This is a genomic window from Fodinibius salipaludis (genome assembly GCF_002287075.1).
Classification (GTDB): Bacteria; Bacteroidota; Rhodothermia; order Balneolales; family Balneolaceae; genus Fodinibius; species Fodinibius salipaludis.
The window spans coordinates 158129-180375 of record NZ_NSKE01000005.1; the positions used below are offsets into that span (position 1 = coordinate 158129).

A 22247-nucleotide genomic window follows, 5' to 3' on the forward strand; every position below is an offset into this window, starting at 1 on the left:
AGTTATAAACTGCAGCAAAGCATATTCATTCTGTGGCTGTGAGTCAATAGAAAATATTTTGTGACTAGTGAAGTAATTTTCCGTTATACAAATTACAACAAGTTGGTACAGCTCTTCTTCATATTAAAGAAGTCAGATTTTTAAGAAAGGTACTGAGAATCCTGTTTGATTATATTCTGCATAGAACAGGATCATATTTAATGAGAATTACTAATCTATAATTAGCAATAGTCAATATGACAACAAGAAAAATTTTAAATAAAAAAGGTTCCTTCCGGTAAGGGAAGGAACCTTAAATACTATCAAATTAATCGTTTGGCTTAATAAAGTGGATCCCACCAGAAGCTTGCAGTGTTGTCATCATCACCACTTAGCAGATCAACACCATTATCATAAGACTCAGTATTTACACCTGCTTCTGTACTTGGATAAATGTAACGTCGTGGGATGATACCACCATTAGTTGCCGAAGGTGCAGGAACGAGGCCGGGATAACCTTTGATATCATAACCTTCACCACTCGTGCCCCAAGACATTTTCTCTGAAGTCCTGCGCCACTCTGCCCAAGCATCAAAACCATTGGGAAATAGGGCGACCCATTTCTCTTCAGCGATAACCTGTTCATAGCCACCAGGAGCCACATTTGGATCATTTGCATCAGCTATACGATCCGTAGCAAAATTCGAACCATCGGCTTGCAACGCTCCTGAATCAAAATCAGGATTGGGTGTCTGTACTGATGCATCGTTTTCATTATATGGATCATACCGTCCGTCAAACGTTGCATACGACATCATGATACCTTCACGAAGCATCTGATCCACGTTTTCTGAGGTCCAGCCCATATTAGCAGCTTCAGCCCTATTCAAATACGTATAAGCAGCAGTCATATAAGGCAGATCTCCCTCAGCGGTCCAAATTGTTTGGTTATTGATGTTGATACCATCACCACCGCCGGGTGTACCATATGGACCACCAACACCAGTACCAGAGGTATCATCCGAAAGGATTTTTATGCGCTCATCCATGGATTTCAATCCATCACCATTAAAGGAGTAAACAATCGCTGAATCTTGCGGAGTTTTTGCCTGTAAGGCATCTGTAAATCCTTCAGAAAGGTGATAGTCTGCACCACGACTTTCTGTAAATGGGTTAATCTGTCCAGGAGAGTTTTCATAGTTATACCATGCCTCTTCTGACAATTCATCAATCACTCCGGCACTGTGGTTAAGCGCCTCATTAAATTGTGTGGCTGCATAACCACTTGCACTCGGATATTTTTCCGAAAGCTGTAGTGACATCTGAAGAATCAGTGAATTTGCAAATTTTTGCCAATTCTCCATATCCCCACCATAAAGCACATCACCGGTAGGTCCAGCAGCACCAGGAATAATATTATCACGCGCACTTTGTACACGTGAAATCATATTTTTATAGATGGTCTCCTGATCGGTATATGCCGGTGCCTTGTTATTTTCAGCATTCAAGGCTTCACCGATCTCACCATCCGCACTCTTATATGGTGCCGGCCCCCAAGTATCTGTAATCCGTTTAAAGACCACAGCACTAAATATATTGGCAACCGCTGCTTGATTTTCCGCTTTACCAAACGCTTCTACATCAGGATCACCGGCTGCATCTGCAGTTGTACCATAAACTTGATCCAAGTTACTCAGCACGCCGGAATAATACGCCGTCCATGGATATGGATTTTGCCCATACCGCATTTCTGTCGTATAAGTATCTTGTGTCTGGTATTGTACATACAATGTAGGGTTAAGTTGATAACTACGACCAGCAAGTCCAAAATACTGGTTCATAGCATTGGCCATCAAGGCTTCTGGATTTGCTTCTTGAGGCGCATCATCATCTTCGTTAATATCGCCAAAATCGACGCTATCGCAAGAAGTAATGCTAACCGCAAGAATACATATAAACGCTGTTAGAATACTATATCTCTTCATAGTTAATATCATTTAAAAAGTTACTTTTACATTAAAGCCATAGCTTCTGGTACCCGGCAACTGTCCGTTTTCACCGTATGTTTCGGCCAGCTCAGACGGATCCCAGTTATGTGTATTGTTATCAGCTACAGCAATCATCCAAAGATTGCGTCCTACAACTCCAATAGTAGCGGAGTTAATAAAATTACCAGTCCACTGTTTAGGCAACGTATAATTAATTGCCAACTCACGCAGTTTTACGAAATCTGCATCATTAATAAATGGCTCAGCAATCGTATTCGCCTGGAATTGAGAGAAGTAGGAATAGGCGCCAACATAGGTATCAACACTATTTCCTTGTTGATCAACACCTGTTACGTGCACGCCTCCACCTTCAGACGGATAATCACGAATTTTACCTCCGCGATCATTGGTTCCAGCGGTTTCTTCTGTCAGGCCAGAATAACCTCCCCACTGTTCTGTAAGAGAGAAAAACTTACCGCCTTTCTGGTAGTCAATACTTGCTGATAATTGCAGACCTTTATAAGATACGGTGTTAATGATTCCACCCGTCCAGTCTGGCAATACGCTACCGAAGTACTTATTCTGTTCTACTACATACAGCCCGTCATCATTCAAGATGGGTTGACCCTCGTCATTTCTTGCAATACCAGGTCCTCTTAACTGACCCCATTCTTCCCCTAAACGATGAGTTAGTGAGATATAACCAAAGGCAGAATTGGATCCAAGCTCATAAGAACTTACACCTTCAGGCAATGCAGTTACAATCGTCTCGTTCATTGCCCAATTAACCGTTGCATCCCACCTTAGATCTTGATTCTGAACGGGAGTAGCTCTGAACGAAACTTCCACACCTTCACGCTCAGAAGCTCCAGCATTTGTCAATAGCCCTGTATAACCGGTACCAGATGACATTGAAGCCGTTACAATCTCATTTTCACGTTTTTCATTGTAGTATGTTAGATCTAATCCAAAGACATTGTCATAGAACTCAAGATCAGCTCCAACTTCGAAAGAAGAGTTTAACGCCGGCTCAATACCTTCATCTACAAGCGTAGAACTGGTAGAAAGCAGCGTTTTGGGTTGCCCGGTAACAGCATGACGATAGGGTATTTGCCGTACATTATATGTTTGGTTAATAAGCTCTGCTCCTACATCATTACCAACCTGAGCATAACCTGCACGCACCTTACCATACGTTAGGATATCATTATCCATAAACTCGGTAAATACGAAGGAAAGACCTACAGATGGATATCCATAGCCATTATTACCTTCTGGCAGTGCTGAGCTATAATCCTGACGGTATGTAGCATCAAGGAATAGGTAATCCTGGTAACCAATCGTGGCTTTACCAAAGAAACTCAGCACCTGTTTATCCCAATTATCTTCAACTGGAATAACCTCCTCACGAGAGTTTGCAAAATTATATAGGTCAGGAACATTCAAACCACCATAGGTAATGTTGGTTTGTCCCATATCAGCCTGAAACATTTTATACTGCTCAATACGCATCTGAGCCCCGGCAAAACCATTCACACTAAAGTCTCCATAATCGGCATCGTACTTTAAACGTGAACTAAAATTGTGTTCATTTATCTCATCACTAAGTTCGCCGAAGCTGTTTACCCAGTAATTGTAAAAGCTACCGGTTTGATCAGCTGATTTCGTTAAGCTGTAGGGCATTTCAAAACGACGGTTGTAACTTTCACTGGTAGAACTAGCATTACCAACCAGTTCAATGTTTTCCGTTAACTGGTAAGAAAGATCAACATTCATCAACAGGTTATCGGTATCTCTTTTGATGTCATATCGATCCATCCAGGTATAAGGATTATACCAGAATGCCGGCTTTTTGTAACCGCCACCAAATCCCATATATCCCGGGCCCCAGGCATTCCAAGACGCATGATAACCTTCAGGGGTTTCTAAATCTTTCAACTCCTGCATTTTGTCCATTTCAAGGTTTCGGGCAAACCAAGAGTTGAATGAACCTGAAGTCTGGTTTCCATATCCGTCATCCCGAACATCACCAATCACACCTTGGGTAGAATAGTTTACTTTCACCCCAACATTAAAATCGTCCGTAACATCGTAACTAAAGTTACCGCCCAACTGTTTCTTATCCAGTGACGAAGACGGAATAATACCATTTTGTGCTAAATTGGTAAAGGTGAGACGGGTGTTTGAACGCTCAGTATTATAATTCACAGCAATACTGCTTTTATTGGTAACACCCGTATCATAAAAGTTCTTAATATTATTTGGCGAAGCATCCCATGGTTGCGTTTCGCCATAATAGGGACTGTCGGGATACCAACTATACCAAGGAGCATAAGGCTCTCCATCAAATTCAGGTCCCCAACTCTCATCGGCGTAGCCATATGCGATATAACGTTCTCCATCAAGTTCATCTAAATAACTTGGATAGGGCGCACCAAATGGACTTGTTCCACCAGCTTCAATGGTTGCAAAGCCTCCACTTGTTGAAGGATCACCATCAGAAGCATAATATCCCTTACCATACTGGTTCTGGAAATTTGGAAGATATGCTACACGGTCGAAGGTAGTGGAACTATTAATTTCAACACTTGCTCCTGTTCCGCTACCACTTTTGCTGGTAAGAATGACAACACCATTCTCACCACGCTGACCATATAGTGCTGTAGCGTTAGGTCCTTTCAGAACGCTAACTTCCTGCACATTATTCATATCGATAATGTTTGGATTCTCAATGGGCACCCCATCAAGTACGTACAATGGTTCAGCCAACTCATTAGTGAGAGAAATTGCTCCACGAATACGAATGTCACCAAAGCTACCAAGTTTGGATCCGGCCTGTCCGACAATTTGTACACCAGAAACCTTACCGGCTAAACTTGTTTTCACATTCGAATTCTGTGAAATATTCAATTCCTCATCACCAACTTCTTGAGTAGAAAAGGAAACCTGGCGTTGGCTTACCTCTTCCCCCAAAGCAGTAACAACGACTTCATCCAACCGCATCTGTGACGATGCTAACTGAATATCGAGTGTAACCGTTGACTGGTCAACCGTGACCTCTTGCTCAAAGGTGTTATACCCAACGAAGCTGGCGCGTACGGTATACGTACCGTATTCGACCCCTTCAATTGTAAACTCTCCCTGTGCGTTGGTAGCAGCTCCTCGCTGCAACTCAACCACATAGACGTTTACACTGGGTAATGTTTCACCCGAACTTTCGTCGGTTACTGTACCTGTTATTGTCCCGGACTGCGCAAAGGCAGTGGCGGAAAATATCAGGCATAACGTAAATAGAGATAGTAGTTTTTTTACCATAGCCCTGATTTGTTTTTAATTATGATTAGATTAAATTCAAGAGAGTGCTAAGTAATTTGGCTTAACACTTTCTTAATGGTTTTTTAACCATATCTTTATATATGTAAAATCGTGCAAAGAAGAAAAAATAATATTGGCCACTCTTTGTCCTCTTATTTACATCAAAATTCCAACCAGATAACCCTATTTAACTGCTATACAACAAAATAAACCGTTTCAACAGTGTTACTTCTGATCATAAGCCGTTTAACAAATAAATAATTGTTTATAAAAAAGAACTTTAAATAGGTTTATTTCAACAAACCGTTGAGTGTCGATTTTCAAAGTTTAAAGCTAATTGAAGCAACTTTCTAACTAAACTCGATAAAAAAATCCGATCCCTTCCCTTCAGAAAGTTATCTGGTTTTTTAATAAAAAAAACGTCACAAGATCATTTCAACCCATAATTAACATACTTTATCCTTTATTTATCATCATTTGCAGCCTTTGTAATAATTTCAATCACACCAGATCCGCCCTGACCTCCATATTGCGAAGCTTCTGATTCAGGAAGTAGACGAACCGACTTTATCTCTCCTTCTGAAAACATGTCCCTAACATTGGGATAATCACGCCCTACCTTTTGTCCATCAACGACAAATAAAGGCTCTCGCTGATTACTATCTTTCAAGCCAGGATCTCCTTTCTGTGAAGAAGAAACTCCGCGACTCACTCCTGAAATTCCTCGAGGGCGCAATACAACCTTTGCATAATCACCGCTGCCATTTATTTGAACCCCATTAATACGACGAAGATGATCTTCTAATATCATATTTTCGGTTCCATCGGTACCAGCTGTACTTCTTTGGCTCGTACTACTTGTTGCACATCCGGCCATCATTAAAAGTAATGATACGATGATTAATTTTATCCCTTTGTTTACAATTTCCATAACAATATTCTTTTGGTTTCTGTTTACTTGTTAAAAATAGTACAAACTAATCGTCAACAAGTAAAGACGGCTCATCAGATTCTTTTTATGTCCCTCAAACCCCCTTTGATTTATTGTTTAACTTTTTTTGCTATTCATTTCCTCCAGATAAAAATCTGCCATTCTGTTCATCCATTACCCCAGCCAACCCTCCCGATCCAAGCTGCGATACTGAATGGCTTCAGCAATATGGTTAGATCGGATATTTTCTGATTGCTCGAGATCTGCAATCGTTCTGGATACTTTTAGGATACGATCGTACGCACGGGCTGATAACCCCAATGAAGTAATCGCTTTTTTCAACATCTGCTTGCCGGCATCATCGAGTGTACATATTTTGCGCGACATCTTGGTATTCATCTGCGCATTACAATATACATCCTCTATCCCCATAAATCGTTTCGTTTGCACTTCGCGTGCTCGAATAACCCTTTTTCTGATTTCATTCGACGGCTCTCCTTTTGCTTTACTTGAAAGCTCATCATAACTCACTTTTTGTACTTCTATATGCAGATCGATGCGATCGAGCATGGGGCCACTTATTTTACTCAAATAGCGCTGCATTTGTGCAGGAGAAGCTCCTCCCGGATCTGCAGGGTCGTACCAATCACCGGTTGGGGACGGATTCATTGAAGCAACTAACATAATTCTGCTGGGATAGCTTACGCTCATACGCGCACGCGATATACTAACAGATCCATCTTCGAGCGGTTGTCGCATAACCTCCAGGGCACTTCGTTTAAATTCAGGCAGCTCATCCAAAAACAAAACCCCGTTATGTGCCATGGAAATTTCTCCCGGCATGGGGATGCTCCCGCCCCCAACCAAAGCAACATCCGAAACCGTATGGTGTGGGGAACGGAACGGTCGCTTTGTAACCAAGGCTTCCCCCGTTGGTAACAAGCCCGCTACAGAATGAATTTTCGTTGTTTCTAAAGCTTCATCAAGTGTTAATGGAGGCAATATCGTAGGCAGTCGCCGTGCCATCATCGTCTTCCCCGATCCGGGAGGGCCCACCATAATAACATTATGTCCACCGGCGGCAGAAACCTCTAAGGCGCGCTTAACATTTTCCTGCCCTCGCACATCACTAAAATCCAATATTTCTTGCTCTCCATTTCGCCTGAACATCTTTTTTACATCTACATTCAGAGGCTGATATGAATCCATATCATGAAGCCAGCCCATCACCTCTGTTAAATGTTCAAATGCATACACGTTTATACCATCGACAACAGCAGCTTCGGGACCATTTTCAGCAGGAACCACCATATTTATTAACCCTTTATCCCGAGCCTGTACCGCCATTGGTAATACACCGTTTACGGGACGTAGTTTACCGTCAAGCGCTAATTCACCCAATATCAGCGTCTCTTCAAGCTTATCGGTTTTAATTTGTCCTGATACATTCAACAATGTTACCGCAATAGGCAGATCAAAAGCACTTCCCTCCTTGGGCAGATCGGCCGGAGCCAAATTAACTGTAATGCGTCCTTTGGGAAACTCGGCATTTGAATTCTTTAGTGCGGCCTCAATACGATCGCTTGATTCGCTTACGGCCCGATCCGGCAATCCCACTAAAAAATACTTGGGTACGCCGGTAGACATATTTGTTTCTACTTCAATGAGGCGGGCATCAACTCCAATGGTAGAAGCGCAGTAAACACGTGATAACATAATATCTCCTGATGAATCATTTACAATTATTTAACGTAGTAAGACCATGTAACAAAAGATTCCTTACAAAAGGAGTTTATTTTTTTTAGAAAAATAGCACCGAATACTAAGAGGAAAACTTACATTATGAATACTTCAAACTCTCGCAAAACATTTACGGAAGAAATCCAAGGCACCATTTCTGAGATTATCAATCAAGTCAAAAAATTAATCAAGGAAGGAAATGCTCGACGAGTAATTATTAAAAACTCGAAAGACAAAGTCTTATTCCAATCTCAACTTACTGTTGGCGTAGGCGGAGCAGCTGTTTTGACAAGTATTGCTCCTGTTGTTTCGGCCATTGGAATGTTTGCCCTGTTTATGAACGACGTCAAAATTATTGTCGAACGCTATCCCGAGGACGAAACCGAGGAAACAAAAGATGAGTATGAGGTAGAAGCCGAGTTTATCGAAATCCGGGATGAGGAAGAGACTAATACTTCTGACAAAAAAGGAGAATCCAAATCAGAAGAAAAGACTGATAAAACGGTAGGAAAAGATGGAGAAACGTGAGACGGCAGAGGGCAAACGCAAAGCTCTTTCCGATAAATGCCAGCTAATCTGAGTAACATACCAAGTGATATTTCCGCCCCTTAGAAATAAAAAGGACGTTTGCCGTCTCACTCCCAGCGTCTGCCGTTATCACTTCCAGTGCTCTTCGGCTACGGCTTCTTGGGAAACTTCCATTTCAGCCAAATAGCTTTCCGCATCAAGAGCAGCCTTACAGCCGGTACCCGCTGCCGTAACAGCCTGACGATAAACCGCGTCCATTGCATCACCGGAGGCAAAAATACCCGGCATATCCGTTTTCGTTGACTGCCCTTTTGTTTTAATATATCCGACATCATCCATTTCTAACACACCCTTAAACAGATCGGTATTCGGCTTGTGGCCAATCGCAATAAAGACCCCTTTTACATCATCAAGTGTGGTAATTTCCCGGGTCTCATTATTGATAACTTTTACACCGTCAACGGCATCTTCGCCCAACACTTCCTCGAGCTCTGTATCCCACATGAACTCAATTTTTTTATCGTTAAATGCACGCTGCTGCATGGTCTTTGACGCACGCAATTCCTGACGTCGATGCAACACCGTAACTTTGCTGGCAAATTTAGTTAAGAATGTCGCTTCTTCCATGGCCGTATCGCCACCACCTACAACAATTACATGCTGATCTCGGAAAAAAGCCCCATCGCAAGTGGCACAGGCCGAAACTCCTTTTCCTCGCATTTTTTGCTCGCTGTCAAGCCCCAACCATTTCGCAGAAGCACCAGTAGATATAATAATCGACTTTGCTTTTATATCCACCTCTTCATCGATGGTAATCTTATATGGACGCTCATCAAACTCAATATTAGTGACCATTCCATAGCGTGTATCTGCACCAAAACGTTGGGCCTGTTCGCGAAAATCCTGCATCATTTGGGGTCCCATCACACCCTCAGGGTATCCGGGATAATTCTCTACATCGGTTGTTTGCATTAATTGCCCGCCGGGCTCGGGTCCTTCAAACACAATGGGATTCAAGTCAGCCCGTGCCGCATACAGCGCAGCCGTTAATCCTGCGGGACCACTTCCTACGATAACAACATCAAATGTTTTTCCTGCAATATCTTCCATGAGTAACTTTACCTGTTTTCGCTTAATAATTTCATGTTAAAGTACAAAAATAAGAGGTGAGAATTGAGTCGATATTTCCTATACCGCTTATAGTATTCATCAATTAAAAATCCTACTCACCTCACTTCGATGACTTAATCCATCTAAATCTTACCCCACAAGTTTGTCAACCCTTAACGAAGCCCAATATAAATCCTTTCCTGCTTTGTTATCAGAAAAATCACATTTGCAATACTGTGACTTTTCAATAAGTTGTGCTTTAACCTTAAATTTTTCTGTTACCTATTGTGATTATAGCTATTCCAAAAGAAACGGCGGAGCGAGAGAACCGGGTGGCCCTTATCCCAGATACCATCTCAAAGCTTGTTGAAAATGGCCACAATGTCTGGGTTGAATCTGATACCGGCAAAGCTTCCAGTTATTTAGATGAAACCTATCAATCAGCGGGCGCTGAAATTATCACCGATCGCACCAAGCTTTTCGCTGATTCCGATATCCTTATCAGTATCCAAACACCGCCGGAAGAAGATCTTGCAAAAATGAAACCCGAAAGCATACTGATCTGCTTTCTGTGGGCGCTTCAAAACGAAGAAACGGTTTCTTTTTTACAAGAAAAGAAAATTACGGCACTGGGAATGGACGCCATTCCTCGCATTTCGCGCGCCCAGAGTATGGATGCACTTTCTTCGATGAGCTCTATTGCCGGATACAAATCAGCCCTTATTGCAGCTAACGAACTGGATCGCTATATGCCCATGATGATGACGGCAGCGGGGACGGTGGCTCCGGCAAAAGTATTGGTATTAGGAGCAGGAGTTGCAGGCCTACAGGCTATCGCAACCGCCAAACGATTGGGCGCTAAAGTAGAAGCTTTTGATATTCGTCCTGCCGTTAAAGAACAAGTTGAAAGTCTGGGTGCTACCTTTGTGGAGGTTCCTGATCTTGATGAAGAATCCGAAACCGAGGGCGGCTATGCCAAAGAACTGGCGGAAGATGAGCAGGAGCGCCAGCGACAGGTTATTCATGAGCACGCTCAACAATCGGATATCATCATTACTACCGCGCTCATCCCCGGGAAACCCGCTCCGCTTTTGATAACAAAAGAGATGGTTGAAGATATGCACGCCGGGGCGGTTATTGTAGATCTGGCTGCCGAACAAGGGGGGAACTGCGAACTTACCGATCCCGGCGAAACGGCCATAAAAAATGACGTGAAAGTTATCGGCCCGTTGAATATTCCCAGCCAGCTGGCCTATCATGCAAGCCAATTATATTCGAAAAATATGCTGTCGTTGCTGAACCATCTGATTCAAGACGGAAAAGCAGAATTCGATTTTGAGGATGAAATTACGCTAAATACAACTATAACACATCAGGGCGAAATCATCAGCCCCATGCTAAAGGATAATTAGAAGAAACCCATGTCATGCTGAATTCATTTCAGCATCTACAGTTACCAAGTTTAGTACAGATCCTGAAACAAGTTCAGGATGACATAAGATCTTAAAAAAATTAGTAATCTATGTCTGGACTCATTTTTAATTTATTTATCTTCGTACTGGCCTCATTTATCGGCTTTGAACTTATCTCGAAGGTTCCTCCAACACTACATACTCCACTGATGTCGGGTGCTAACGCCATTTCGGGCATTACCATTTTGGGTGCGCTCATTGTTGCAGGACAGGTGGATCACCAAATTGCCCAGTATATCGGGTTTGTTGCCATCGTTTTTGCAACCATCAACGTAGTGGGCGGATTTATGGTAACCGACCGTATGCTGGAAATGTTCAAGAAAAAAGATAAGAACAATGAGTGATTTTCTACCTCCATCAATCCAAGCAATCTTACCTGACCTCATCCAGCTTGTCTACCTGGTAGCTACCGGTATTTTCATTGTTGGAATTAAACGACTCGGCTCTCCCGCAACTGCACGATCAGGAAATCAACTGGCAGCACTGGGTATGTTTATTGGTGTTGTCGTCACCTTATTCGATCAACAAATTATTACCTATGAGTACATTATAGCTGGTATTGTATTTGGAGCCGCAATCGGCGCCTATGCAGCGAAAAAAGTTGAAATGACAGCTATGCCCGAGATGGTTGCTATCTTTAACGGGTTCGGCGGCGGCGCATCAGCAGTAGTTGCCTGGGGCGAATTTACCCGATTCGAAGCTTCCGCCATTGCTACGCAAGACTTGGTGACAATCGGACTCAGTATCCTTATCGGTTCTATTACATTTACCGGCAGTTTTATTGCCTTTGGGAAACTTAAGGGATTCATCAGTGGAAATCCGATTACCTTTCCAGGACATAATATTTTTAACGGATTGTTAACTGTCGGCACGCTGGGACTCGTTGGCTGGCTCACCTATGATCCCACAAGTCAACTAATCTTTTGGCTCCTATTTGGGATTGCACTCCTGCTCGGAATCTTGACGGTCATTCCCATTGGCGGGGCCGATATGCCGGTCGTCATTTCACTATTGAACTCCTACTCCGGAATTGCTGCCTCGATGGCCGGATTTGTAATCAACAACAATCTGCTCATTATCAGCGGTGCGCTGGTAGGAGCAGCGGGACTCATCCTCACAAATATTATGTGTAAAGCGATGAATCGTTCCCTCGGCAATGTGCTCTTTGGCGCTTTTGGGGGAGACGGTGGTTCCGGGGCCGGACCGGCCGCAGACACTGATAAAACAGTCCGAGAAACGACCCCCGATGACGTAGCTCTGCAATGCGCCTATTCTGACCGCGTGGTTGTTGTTCCCGGATACGGATTGGCGGTTGCCCAAGCACAACACGTACTCAAAGAAGTTGTCGACAAGCTTGAAAAACGTGGCGTTGAAGTTAAATACGGTATTCATCCCGTTGCGGGACGTATGCCTGGACACATGAATGTGCTTTTGGCCGAGGCCGATGTGCCTTACGATCAGCTTTATGACATGGAGCAGATCAATCCGGAATTTAAATCGACAGATGTGGTGTTGGTCATTGGGGCAAATGACGTGGTAAATCCTGTAGCCAAAACGGAACCCGGCAGTCCCATTTACGGTATGCCGATCATGAATGTGGATGAGGCAGAACGAACGATTGTTTTTAAGCGGAGCCTGAGTCCCGGTTTTGCCGGTATTGATAATCCGCTTTTTTATAAAGAATCCAACCAAATGTTCTTCGGTGATGCCAAGAAAACCTTGCAATCCCTGGCAAAATCATTAGACGATGTCTAAGAAAAGTATTTCACTGCTTGTACTATTAGCAGTTTTCGGTATTTGGATTACTGGATGTAACCCGAACTATCAAATACCCCGCCATAACACCATTCCCGTTGATTCTCTTGAAACGTATTCAGTAGCCGAAGTTACTCCGAAACCAAAACCGGTGGGCGGCTACCAACATATGTTATCTAAAATGGAATATCCCCGGAAAGCCAGAGATTGAGGAATTAAAGGAAAAGTAGTTGTGAACTTTTTGGTTACCAAAGAAGGGGATGGAATTGGACACTATATTGAATCCTCACCCCATCCTATATTATCAAAAGAAGCTCTTCGTCTTATTAAAGAAACCAAATTTACCCAGGGTAAAATCAATTCCCAGCCTGTTAACACATGGTACAGCCTACCTTTTTATTTTAGAATGGCTTTAAAGTCCGAACTACAACGCCATTGACAGACATGGAATTGCGAAAAAGTAGATAGTTGATTGGTATAGATCATCCGACTCAGATCCTCCGCAAAACTACGAACAATAACCTCCCCACACTTCAACAGTAAAATATATACCTGGTTGCCAAAACAAGATGCTCAGCAACCAGGCTGATGATTATATCAGAAAACTATCTACATTATTCACAGCTGGGGCAAATTTTCTGCAGCATCGGATCGGTGGGACACGAACCTGCATCAGCATTTAAGGCCTGATCAACAACTTCGTCTCCGAATTTTTCCCGTGCTCTGGCCTCCAGCTCTTCCCGATCACTGACCGATTCCTGTTCCTCTTTTCCCGGTTTAGACGATGTCCCGTTTGAGGATTCACTGCCGGTATCGGAGGAAACCGCTCCGAACCCTTTACGGGAACCTCGTTTGTTGACCTCTTCGGTATATTTCTCGCCTTTTACCACTTTGTCGATAAAGCAGTAGTACGTGGATTTTAGTTTTTTCTCCCATGCATAGAGATAAAATTCCTCCATATCATCGCGCATACGCTCAGCAATATACAACGATTTAGAAACTGACTGATCGATAGACTCCTGAAACGCTGCAGCAATATCAATTTGTCGCTCCGGATGGATTTCATATGCGGTCTTATACAAATCTTTGTTGATCACACCATCCAATTCTTGAATCGGTTGCACCGAGCCATTATTCGCTTTTATTTTCTGAGCCATCTCGTCGCTCCAATGCCCTTTTTCTTCGAGATCCTCAATTAGCTGACGATTGATAACGATATGCTTTCCAGACAAGGTGTCCCGAGAGTACAGGTTACTAAAATAACTATCGATGGATGAAGTCGTACCCGAAATAATAGAGATCGAAGCCGTAGGTGCAATGGCCAGCAGTACCGCATTACGCCGTGGTTTGTAATCATAGGGACTACCTGCTTCTTTCATCTCTCGGTAATGCTCAAAAGCACCGCGCTCCTCGGCCAACTGTTGAGACGTACGATATGTCACTTTTCGCATAAAGGCACCAATTTTTCGGGCCAGGATAACAGCCTCTTCAGAATCATAGGGAATTCCTAAATCAACCAGTGCTTCGGCAAATCCCATGAGTCCGATACCCAGCGGACGCAAATCCATAGTATTCTTTTCGGCAGGCTCGGAGGGATAAAAGTTCTTATCAAGTACGTTATCGAGTCCGCGCGTCATCGTCTCCAACGTATCTTCAAACTTGTCCCAATCTATGTCACTTTCATCATCGGTTAGGTGTTTCGACAAGTTAACCGATGCCAGTGTGCACACCGCGGTAGAGTCAGAGTGATTGGGGATAGAAATCTCAGTGCAGAGATTCGAGCTATTAATTACGCTGTACTCCGGACATGGGTTATGACGGTTATGCTCGTCTTTGAAAATTAACCACGGATGACCTGTTTTAGCCAATTTAAAGAGGTATTTTTTGAAGAAGTTTTTGCTATCGCGCTTGTCAAACTGTTTTAAACCTCCAGCCTCAGCCTGCTCAATACGCTTTTCATATTTTGCTCTAAAGTCGTCTCCTACAGCATCCACCAACTCGGGGCATTCTCCCGGATCAAAAAAGTACAGGGGTTCCCCTTCTTTGATACGACGCATCATTTCGTCGGGCATCCATAAGCTGGTATTCAGTGACGGCGTACGAAAATAGGCATTCCCGGTTGTCTCACGCAAATCCAGAAATCCATCGATATCAAGATGCCATGGCTGCATCGACATCACCTGCGAGCTGCGCCGACGTCCGCCCTGCTGAATAGAATTAACCAGCGTGTCAAAAATTTTGATGAACGGAATAGCACCTGATGAAGGAGCATTTAGCGATTTAATATTAGAACCTGTTGCCCGAATGCGGGTCACATCGGTACCTACGCCGCCGGCATATTTCGCCAAAAAGGCCGTTTCACGGGCTTTATCCATAATGGAATCCAGCGAATCATCAATAACACTTACGTAGCACGATGAATACTGAGCAGTAGTGGTACCAGAGTTAAATAACGTGGGCGTAGAGTGTAAATATTCAAGTTTTGAAAGCTTGTTGTAAATCTTAATAACTTCCCCATTGGAATTTCCAATTCCCATAGCTACCCGCATAAAAAACCATTGAGGCTTTTCAATAATTTGATCATCCCGATCTCGCATCAAGTAGCGATCTTTAAGTGTAGTCAACCCGAAATACCCAAGCAGCCCGTCGCGATCAAAATTCAGGCTATTAGCCAACAGCTCAAAATCAAACTCCTTAAGACTCTCATCCAGCAAATTTTCTTCGAATCCTCGGGCTAAATAATCCCGGAAATGATCCAGTCGCCGGTTGATATCTTTGTCTATGATCTTCAATAGTTGCCGAGTGGCTAACGTATCGTAAACAGGATGCTTGGGGATAAGCTGCTCGATGGCTTTTAGCACAAGTTGATCAAGCTCCTCGGTGGCAACTCTTTTAGGTACTTTCAGATCAAGTTCTTTCATAATTTTGAAAACGATTTCGTAATCGTCTTCAACCTCCAACCCTTGGATTATTTCGAAGATGGCATTAATAATTTTCTGGGTACGGAAAGGTTCTTCCGTTCCGTCGCGTTTTATGACTGTTCGTTTCATGGTATTGATTGAGTTAGTTTATAAATCTGGAATTTAATCTCTATGTCATCCAGAACTTGTTTCGGGATCTAATACATGAGATGCTGAAAACAAAGCCCGTCCCGACACATCGGAGTTCAGCATGACAAAGAATGGTTTAGTAATTCGTATATTCGGTGGATGAGACTTCGAAGAAGTTGATTAACTTTTTGACGTCCTCTTTTTGCAGGAATCGAAGCGGATTTTCATTGATATGGAACTCCTGCTGAAAACCCAGCTCTTGCAGTCGCCGGTCGGTAATGTATTTGAGATAACGCTCCATTTCTCCCGATGAAATTCCCAGGATCGTCCGATCACCAAACTGATGCTTCACGTATTCAATTTCGAGTGATGTTCCTTCCAGAATTACATTGCGGATATCCTGCACATATTCAGTATCCTCAACAATCTCCGGGTTTTCATCCAGCATAATGAGGATGGCCTCGATACCATTTTGCAGGTGTAATGACTCATCGATCAATACCAGCTCTACACCGGACACTACGTTTTTCATCTTGGCCATATCTTTAAGTGCAAAAAAGTGGGCAAAAGAGGAATAGAAGAAGATCCCTTCCAGTACAATATTATTTAGCAAAATAGCCCGCAACACCTGTTTTTGTCCTTCAAGCGTTTCGGGATTAATTTTCCCATGACTAATCTTATCAATTTCATCGACGATAAGATCCTGTTTTTTACGCAAGATGGGATCATCAAATGCCACATCGTACATTTTCTCGCGATCCAGGCCAAACGATTGCAGCACAATTTCAAAGAAATCACTGTGGATATTTTCCATAAAAAGCTGTGTGCTAAAACTCATCTTCGCATGCGGATCAGTTAGCAGCGGGAAAAATGAGTTGACCAGTACATTTTGTACCAGCAGCTCCGACGAGCAGAAATAGCCAACTGCTGTGTCAAATAATTCCTTTTCATCGTCAGTCAGAGAATGGTAGTCAAGAGCATCCTGCTGAATATTCAGCTCCTCAGGAAACCAAACCACTTTCTTTTGTTTTTCGTACAGTTCTTTAAAAATAGGATAAGATGGATCTTCACTGAGTTTAATATTATCTCGTACAGAAGTACGTCCGATTAATTTTGTCGACATTGTATGTTTATTTAAAAATTGATAATCTAATTTCTATTAATTCAGTTAGGGTAAAGCAAAGAGGATTGGGAACTCAAGATTCTTAATTCTAAACCCCCAATCATTGAATGAGTCGCGTATTTTATGCCTCAACACTTTGTTTTTGTCGCATCTGCCGGGCCGCAGATACCATATTCTCAAGAGAAGGAACAGTTTCTTCCCAACCACGGGTCTTGAGTCCGCAATCCGGGTTTACCCAAAGCTGAGAAGCATCAAGTACATCAACGGCCTTTTCGAGCAGGCTCATCATTTCGCTGGTGGAAGGCACCCGCGGGGAGTGGATGTCATAAATCCCGGGGCCGATCTCGTTGGGATAATCAAACTCCACGAACGCTTCCAACAGTTCCATCTGTGATCGAGAGGTCTCCATTGAAATTACATCAGCATCCAGACGGGCAATGTGCTCAATGATATCATTGAACTCCGAATAGCACATGTGGGTGTGAATCTGGGTGCGATCCTTAACAACGGTTGAAGCCAGGCGGAAAGCATCGACAGCCCACTCAAGGTAGTGATTCCAGTTTTTACGGCGTAGCGGCAGACCTTCTCTAAAAGCGGGTTCATCAATCTGAATCGCCTGTATACCCGCTTCCTCGAGATCTTTTACCTCATCACGAATAGCCAGGGCAATTTGTTTGGCAGTTTCCTCGCGGGATTGGTCATCACGGACAAAGGACCACTGCAGAATAGTTACAGGCCCGGTTAGCATCCCTTTCACCGGCTTATCGGTTTGTGATTGAGCATACGAAGACCAGCGCACAGTTACCGGATCAGGTCGATGGACATCCCCGTAAATAACAGGAGGTTTCACACCGCGGGTACCGTAACTCTGTACCCAACCATGCCGCGTAAAGGCAAAACCGGCAAAATGTTCGCCGAAGTATTCCACCATATCATTACGTTCAAACTCACCATGCACCAACAAGTCCAGTCCAATCTCTTCCTGTTGATGGATGAGCTTATCAATCGCTCCTTCTATCCGTCCTTCATACTCCTCCTTTGATAAGTTCCCTTTTCGGAATTCTGACCGCCATTTACGCACTTCGGGAGTCTGAGGAAAAGAGCCGATGGTGGTAGTTGGGAACAGATCAGGCACATCGAGATGTTCCTCCTGTTCTGTCTTTCGCTCGTTGTACGGATGATCCCGATGCAGCATCTCACCATCGAGCAATTGCATACGTTTTTGAACGTTCTTGTTGTGTACCAGTCCCGATTCTTCTTTGCCAGAAATATCGGCCTGATGTTGTTCAAACAACTTTTCTTCCTCCTCACTCAACGAACTGCCGACAAACTTTTTTAGTAGCGTTAGCTCATCCAGTTTTTGTTTGGAAAAAGCCATCCATCGTTTTATTTCAGGAGGCAGGGCAGTTTCATCAGTTTCTTGTTCTAAGTCAACAGGACAATGAAGCAATGAGCAAGAGGGCGCAACCATGATTTTATCATTGCCAAGCTGTTCAGCCGCTTGTTGAATAAATTCGGCAGCTTTCTGTAAGTCTGTTTTCCAGATATTACGACCGTCAACAACACCCAGTGAGAGCGAAATATCTTCATCAAGAGCATCAATCACAGTATCCATCTGGTCAGGAGCTTCCACAAGATCGATATGCAACCCATCAACTGGCAAGTCGCCGGCCAGCTCGACATTATCTTCCAAACCTTCAAAATAGGTGGTGAGCAAAAGCTTTAATTCTGATCGCTCCTCTGCCAGTGCCCGGTATGCCTTCTGAAAAGCACCCCTGGTATCTTCATCAATATCCAGGGCCAGGAAAGGCTCCTCAATCTGCACCCATTCCACGCCCATATTTTGCAGTTTCGTCAAGATGTTTTGATACACAGGCAGTAGCTTGTCAAGCAGGTCCAGCCGGTGGAAGTCATCCGGGGCATCCTTCTCTTTACCCAGCAGCAAAAAGCTTACCGGTCCAATCAGTACGGGCTTCGTGATAACCCCCACAGATTTTGCTTCTTCATACTCATCAAAAATTTTGGATGACAGGCACTGAAACTCTTGGTCCGGGGTAAATTCAGGGACAATATAGTGGTAGTTGGTGTTAAACCATTTGGTCATCTCCATGGCTGCAATATCGTGATCCTCATCTTGCAACCCCCGAGCCATTGCAAAATAAGTATCAATAGGATAGCTGTAGATCTTGTTATCCTCTTCTTCAAAAAGCTCTTCATAGCGTTCAGGAACGGCCCCTACCAGCATAGCTGTGTCGAGTACTTGGTCGTAAAGAGAAAAGTCGTTTGAGGGCACCATGTCGATGCCGGCATTTTTCTGAGTTGTCCAGTGCATCACTTTAAGAGCCGAGACAGATTCGTCCAGCTTTGTTTTGTCAATCTCTCCTTTCCAGTATTGCTCTACTACTTTTTTTAAATCTCTGTTGATACCTATCCGCGGGTATCCAAGATTATGCGTAATCATAATGATCTGTTTTAGCTTTAAATTATGAGGAGGGGACGCTAAAACGTTGCAAAGACAGGAATAGAAAGTAATGGTGATATACAATAAATCGGGTATACGGCACCTGCCTTTCAACAACACCTTAACTCCCGAAGGCCTCGTTTACTTGACTTAAAGGCAGGTCTCCTGACTTACCGATTATTTCTTTGCACCTTCCCGCCTCGTTTAGGGCTGAGACAGTGGCTTAGAACAAAGAATATTTCGAATTACAGTTGCGGGAACAGTTCCGGCCTTTCACCGGATTCCCTTTTCATCCCGATATAAATCGGGACACCTTTAAATCTATTTTTAATAAAACGCCTGCCAAGATCATTGTCAACGAATACTTTTCCACAAATCCATTAGGTTTTCCACAATTACCAGTGGCAGTAATTATTTTGTTTCCTCATCCTGATCGTAATGTTGCATAGCCATCCAGAAAAAGATCGTCGCCAATACTCCACAGCAACTAAATACCAACATCAGGGCTTTTGCCGCGCCATAATTGCCGGTAAAAATCGTATCCATAAGCCAGCCGGTAAGTGGAGGGCCAATACCAAAGCCTACCACGCTAATCACAAACAGATACAATCCACTGGCCAGTGCCCGCATGTTTGGCTTCACAAGATACTGTAAAATGGCTACCGATATTCCGTTATAGGATGATGATATCATATTCGCCAATCCAATTAATACCAAGGCGATCATCGCTGATTCCGCAAATAATCCAAAGTAATAAAGCGGCAAACAACCCAAAGCTGCAATGATTCCTGGTACAAAACGGTACGAAGGTGCTATTTTTTGAGCCAGCCAGTCGGCGGCTTTACCCGATGCCATCACGCTTAGTCCTGTTGCCATCATAAACCAACCGTATTGAGGGACCAATGAACCTGCGCCATGAATATCGGTAAGAACAATCCCAATAAAACCTAAAATTGTATAGCCGGTAAAAGCCATAAAGGAAAACCCCAGGAAGTGATACCTCACCGTTTTTTTTCTGATGATGTACCGTACCACTTCGCCAAAACTTTTCTCGGTGTCAAATCGTTGATTGTCGCTGGATTGCGTGATACCTCGCGGAAACTCCCTAATAACAAACCACGCTACGGTGGCAATAAGCAGTCCCGGTGCTCCCACAGCCATCAGGGAGGTACGCCAATCATATGACTCGGCAATCCCACCTCCCACTAAGAATGAAACACCAATCCCTATAAAAATTCCGGCAGCATAAATAGAAAAAACGGTCCCCCGCTGTTCGGGCTTAAAGTAATCCGACAACAGAGAATACACCGCCGGACTCAAAGCTGACTCACTGATCCCTACAAAAAACCGGGCGACGATCAGAAAGGTAAGAGAAGTTGCAAATCCACTAATAACAGTCATCAAGCTCCACACAACCAACCCGGCAATAATCATCAGCTTTCGCGAATAGATATCAGCCAGCCGCCCCATCGGTATCCCACACAACGCATAAATAAAGGAAAAAGCAGTACCGTAGAGAATACCTACCTGGAAGTTGCTGAGCGAAAGTTCGTCCTGAATCTGCGGAGCTAATACCGCAATAATTTGTCGATCAACAAAGCTGGATATATAGATGAGTGTTAACACCCCCAGCACTAACCACGCATAGGGACTCGAAACTAATTTTTTGGCCTTTTCTTTTGGTAGAGACATTCCGTTTGTTTTCATTTATTTAGTGAAGCCAAAGGTAGGGGAAATTAGACGTTGAAATCTACCTTTGACAATAGTTTTTTACTGCAGACCCTGAACTTCCGTATGTTCGAGACACGCTAAGTTCAGGATCACACAAAAACACTATTAGAAGCCTTTGCAAAACCTATCTGATGGCTTATTTTGCCATCCGATGGGTACGATATAACTTTGTTAATTCATTCGATCGCAAATTCAGCGTCCGGATGAGGTAGTAATTCGAAACCTTCTATCAAGTATATCCGATAAACAATCATCACAAATGGCGAAAACCAAGCAGTACGACGATCTCCCGAAACTTCCCGAAAAAACGGAGGAGCAAAAGGGGCATGCTAAAGAAATTCTGGATCAACTTTACAAACATTATCCGAATCCGCATTGTGCATTAGACTACCGAAATCCGTTTGAACTTTTATGTGCTACAATTTTAAGTGCACAGTGTACTGATGTTCGCGTGAATAAGACAACACCGGATTTGTTTGAAGCTTATCCCACTCCCGAAGCCATGGCCGAGGCGCCTATCCAAGAATTGGAAGAGCTGGTTCGTTCCACCGGATTTTATCGCAACAAAGCCAAAGCGTTAAAGCAATCGGCACAGGCTATTGTTGAAAACCACGACGGAGAAGTCCCCCAGAATATGAACGACCTCCTGGAATTTTACGGTGTAGCTCGTAAAACGGCCAATGTTGTGCTTGGCAATGCCTTTAATATAAATAATGGGGTTGTTGTTGATACACACGTACGTCGATTTTCAAACCGTTATGGACTAACCGAGCACGAAAAAAACACGGACAAAATCGAACGTGACCTGATGGCGCTCTTTCCGAGGGAACACTGGACCAATCTTTCGCATTTGATGATTCATCATGGACGAAATGCCTGTAAGGCTCGTATTTCAGAACCGCCCGATCATCCGCTCTGTGAACAATACGGAATTAAGTGCGAATGCCGGGCGATGCGGGAAGAATAATAATTAAAATGTCATGCTGAATCCCGATGTGTCGGGATAGGCTTTGTTTCAGTATCTTCCAAAAATTTAGATCCTGAAATGAATTCAGGATGACACA

The 22247-nt window shown here is 43.5% G+C and carries 16 protein-coding genes and 1 riboswitch; of the genes, 7 read left to right on the plus strand and 9 right to left on the minus strand.

Annotation, left to right across the window (positions count from 1 at the left end):
* Window positions 1-320 precede the first annotated feature (320 nt).
* The 4 genes from CK503_RS08195 to CK503_RS08210 form a co-directional block, all read right to left on the minus strand.
* Entirely contained in the window at window positions 321-1964 is a 1644-nt protein-coding gene (locus CK503_RS08195; RefSeq protein WP_176466253.1) for a SusD/RagB family nutrient-binding outer membrane lipoprotein, read from the minus strand.
* A 12-nt stretch (window positions 1965-1976) separates the two neighbouring features.
* Window positions 1977-5282: a SusC/RagA family TonB-linked outer membrane protein gene (locus CK503_RS08200; protein ID WP_095606318.1), complete on the minus strand. Its 3306-nt coding sequence runs from the start codon at window positions 5280-5282 to the stop codon at window positions 1977-1979.
* 463 nt (window positions 5283-5745) lie between these two features.
* Entirely contained in the window at window positions 5746-6213 is a 468-nt protein-coding gene (locus tag CK503_RS08205) for a hypothetical protein (protein WP_095606319.1), read from the minus strand.
* Window positions 6214-6387: 174 nt separating this feature from the next.
* Window positions 6388-7929 (minus strand): YifB family Mg chelatase-like AAA ATPase, encoded by a 1542-nt coding sequence (locus tag CK503_RS08210; RefSeq protein ID WP_095606320.1) that lies wholly within the window; start codon window positions 7927-7929, stop codon window positions 6388-6390.
* A 126-nt stretch (window positions 7930-8055) separates the two neighbouring features.
* Here CK503_RS08210 and CK503_RS08215 point away from each other — a divergent pair, with 126 nt between their 5' ends.
* Window positions 8056-8481 carry a DUF4342 domain-containing protein gene (locus tag CK503_RS08215; protein WP_095606321.1) on the plus strand — a complete coding sequence of 142 codons (426 nt, stop codon included), beginning with the start codon at window positions 8056-8058 and terminating at the stop codon, window positions 8479-8481.
* 129 nt (window positions 8482-8610) lie between these two features.
* On the opposite strand, the gene trxB is transcribed toward CK503_RS08215, so the two are convergent.
* A complete protein-coding gene (trxB, locus tag CK503_RS08220; RefSeq protein ID WP_095606322.1) occupies window positions 8611-9591 on the minus strand; it encodes a thioredoxin-disulfide reductase in 981 nt (326 codons plus the stop codon).
* Window positions 9592-9878: 287 nt separating this feature from the next.
* Between trxB and CK503_RS08225 the strand changes: the two genes are divergently transcribed.
* The 5 genes from CK503_RS08225 to CK503_RS16445 all read left to right on the plus strand — a co-directional run bounded on the left by CK503_RS08225 (window position 9879) and on the right by CK503_RS16445 (window position 13257).
* Complete coding sequence (locus CK503_RS08225; protein WP_095606323.1) at window positions 9879-11003, plus strand: Re/Si-specific NAD(P)(+) transhydrogenase subunit alpha; 1125 nt, start codon at window positions 9879-9881, stop codon at window positions 11001-11003.
* A 110-nt stretch (window positions 11004-11113) separates the two neighbouring features.
* Window positions 11114-11407: an NAD(P) transhydrogenase subunit alpha part 2 gene (locus tag CK503_RS08230; protein ID WP_095606324.1), complete on the plus strand. Its 294-nt coding sequence runs from the start codon at window positions 11114-11116 to the stop codon at window positions 11405-11407.
* A complete protein-coding gene (locus tag CK503_RS08235; protein ID WP_095606325.1) occupies window positions 11400-12818 on the plus strand; it encodes an NAD(P)(+) transhydrogenase (Re/Si-specific) subunit beta in 1419 nt (472 codons plus the stop codon). Before CK503_RS08230 ends, CK503_RS08235 begins: the two co-directional genes overlap by 8 nt.
* Complete coding sequence (locus CK503_RS08240) at window positions 12811-13029, plus strand: hypothetical protein (RefSeq protein ID WP_095606326.1); 219 nt, start codon at window positions 12811-12813, stop codon at window positions 13027-13029. Before CK503_RS08235 ends, CK503_RS08240 begins: the two co-directional genes overlap by 8 nt.
* A gap of 3 nt (window positions 13030-13032) precedes the next feature.
* Window positions 13033-13257 (plus strand): energy transducer TonB, encoded by a 225-nt coding sequence (locus CK503_RS16445; protein WP_095606327.1) that lies wholly within the window; start codon window positions 13033-13035, stop codon window positions 13255-13257.
* A gap of 175 nt (window positions 13258-13432) precedes the next feature.
* Here the strand turns inward: CK503_RS16445 and CK503_RS08250 are convergent, their stop codons facing one another.
* From CK503_RS08250 to CK503_RS08265, 4 genes are all read right to left on the minus strand, one after another.
* Window positions 13433-15868: a ribonucleoside-diphosphate reductase subunit alpha gene (locus CK503_RS08250; RefSeq protein WP_095606328.1), complete on the minus strand. Its 2436-nt coding sequence runs from the start codon at window positions 15866-15868 to the stop codon at window positions 13433-13435.
* A gap of 136 nt (window positions 15869-16004) precedes the next feature.
* On the minus strand, window positions 16005-16991 hold the full coding sequence (locus CK503_RS08255) for a ribonucleotide-diphosphate reductase subunit beta (RefSeq protein ID WP_095606329.1): 987 nt from the start codon (window positions 16989-16991) through the stop codon (window positions 16005-16007).
* Window positions 16992-17112: 121 nt separating this feature from the next.
* Window positions 17113-19452, minus strand: coding sequence for a 5-methyltetrahydropteroyltriglutamate--homocysteine S-methyltransferase (metE, locus tag CK503_RS08260; protein ID WP_095606330.1), 2340 nt, complete (start codon window positions 19450-19452; stop codon window positions 17113-17115).
* A gap of 138 nt (window positions 19453-19590) precedes the next feature.
* Window positions 19591-19784: riboswitch (cobalamin riboswitch) on the minus strand.
* 79 nt (window positions 19785-19863) lie between these two features.
* A complete protein-coding gene (locus CK503_RS08265) occupies window positions 19864-21144 on the minus strand; it encodes a spinster family MFS transporter (RefSeq protein WP_095606331.1) in 1281 nt (426 codons plus the stop codon).
* Window positions 21145-21442: 298 nt separating this feature from the next.
* Here CK503_RS08265 and nth point away from each other — a divergent pair, with 298 nt between their 5' ends.
* On the plus strand, window positions 21443-22150 hold the full coding sequence (gene nth / locus CK503_RS08270; protein WP_095606332.1) for an endonuclease III: 708 nt from the start codon (window positions 21443-21445) through the stop codon (window positions 22148-22150).
* Window positions 22151-22247 lie beyond the last annotated feature (97 nt).

Excerpts from the sequence above, each read along its gene's own strand:
- CK503_RS08230 (WP_095606324.1), top strand. The coding sequence starts at position 11,114 with ATGTCTGGACTCATTTTTAATTTATTTATCTTCGTACTGGCCTCATTT.
- CK503_RS08240 (WP_095606326.1), top strand. The coding sequence starts at position 12,811 with ATGTCTAAGAAAAGTATTTCACTGCTTGTACTATTAGCAGTTTTCGGT.
- metE (WP_095606330.1), bottom strand. The coding sequence starts at position 19,452 with ATGATTACGCATAATCTTGGATACCCGCGGATAGGTATCAACAGAGAT.
- CK503_RS08210 (WP_095606320.1), bottom strand. The coding sequence starts at position 7,929 with ATGTTATCACGTGTTTACTGCGCTTCTACCATTGGAGTTGATGCCCGC.
- CK503_RS08200 (WP_095606318.1), bottom strand. The coding sequence starts at position 5,282 with ATGGTAAAAAAACTACTATCTCTATTTACGTTATGCCTGATATTTTCC.
- trxB (WP_095606322.1), bottom strand. The coding sequence starts at position 9,591 with ATGGAAGATATTGCAGGAAAAACATTTGATGTTGTTATCGTAGGAAGT.
- CK503_RS08215 (WP_095606321.1), top strand. The coding sequence starts at position 8,056 with ATGAATACTTCAAACTCTCGCAAAACATTTACGGAAGAAATCCAAGGC.
- CK503_RS08250 (WP_095606328.1), bottom strand. The coding sequence starts at position 15,868 with ATGAAACGAACAGTCATAAAACGCGACGGAACGGAAGAACCTTTCCGT.
- CK503_RS08255 (WP_095606329.1), bottom strand. The coding sequence starts at position 16,991 with ATGTCGACAAAATTAATCGGACGTACTTCTGTACGAGATAATATTAAA.
- nth (WP_095606332.1), top strand. The coding sequence starts at position 21,443 with ATGGCGAAAACCAAGCAGTACGACGATCTCCCGAAACTTCCCGAAAAA.
- CK503_RS08205 (WP_095606319.1), bottom strand. The coding sequence starts at position 6,213 with ATGGAAATTGTAAACAAAGGGATAAAATTAATCATCGTATCATTACTT.
- CK503_RS08235 (WP_095606325.1), top strand. The coding sequence starts at position 11,400 with ATGAGTGATTTTCTACCTCCATCAATCCAAGCAATCTTACCTGACCTC.
- CK503_RS08265 (WP_095606331.1), bottom strand. The coding sequence starts at position 21,144 with ATGTCTCTACCAAAAGAAAAGGCCAAAAAATTAGTTTCGAGTCCCTAT.
- CK503_RS08195 (WP_176466253.1), bottom strand. The coding sequence starts at position 1,964 with ATGAAGAGATATAGTATTCTAACAGCGTTTATATGTATTCTTGCGGTT.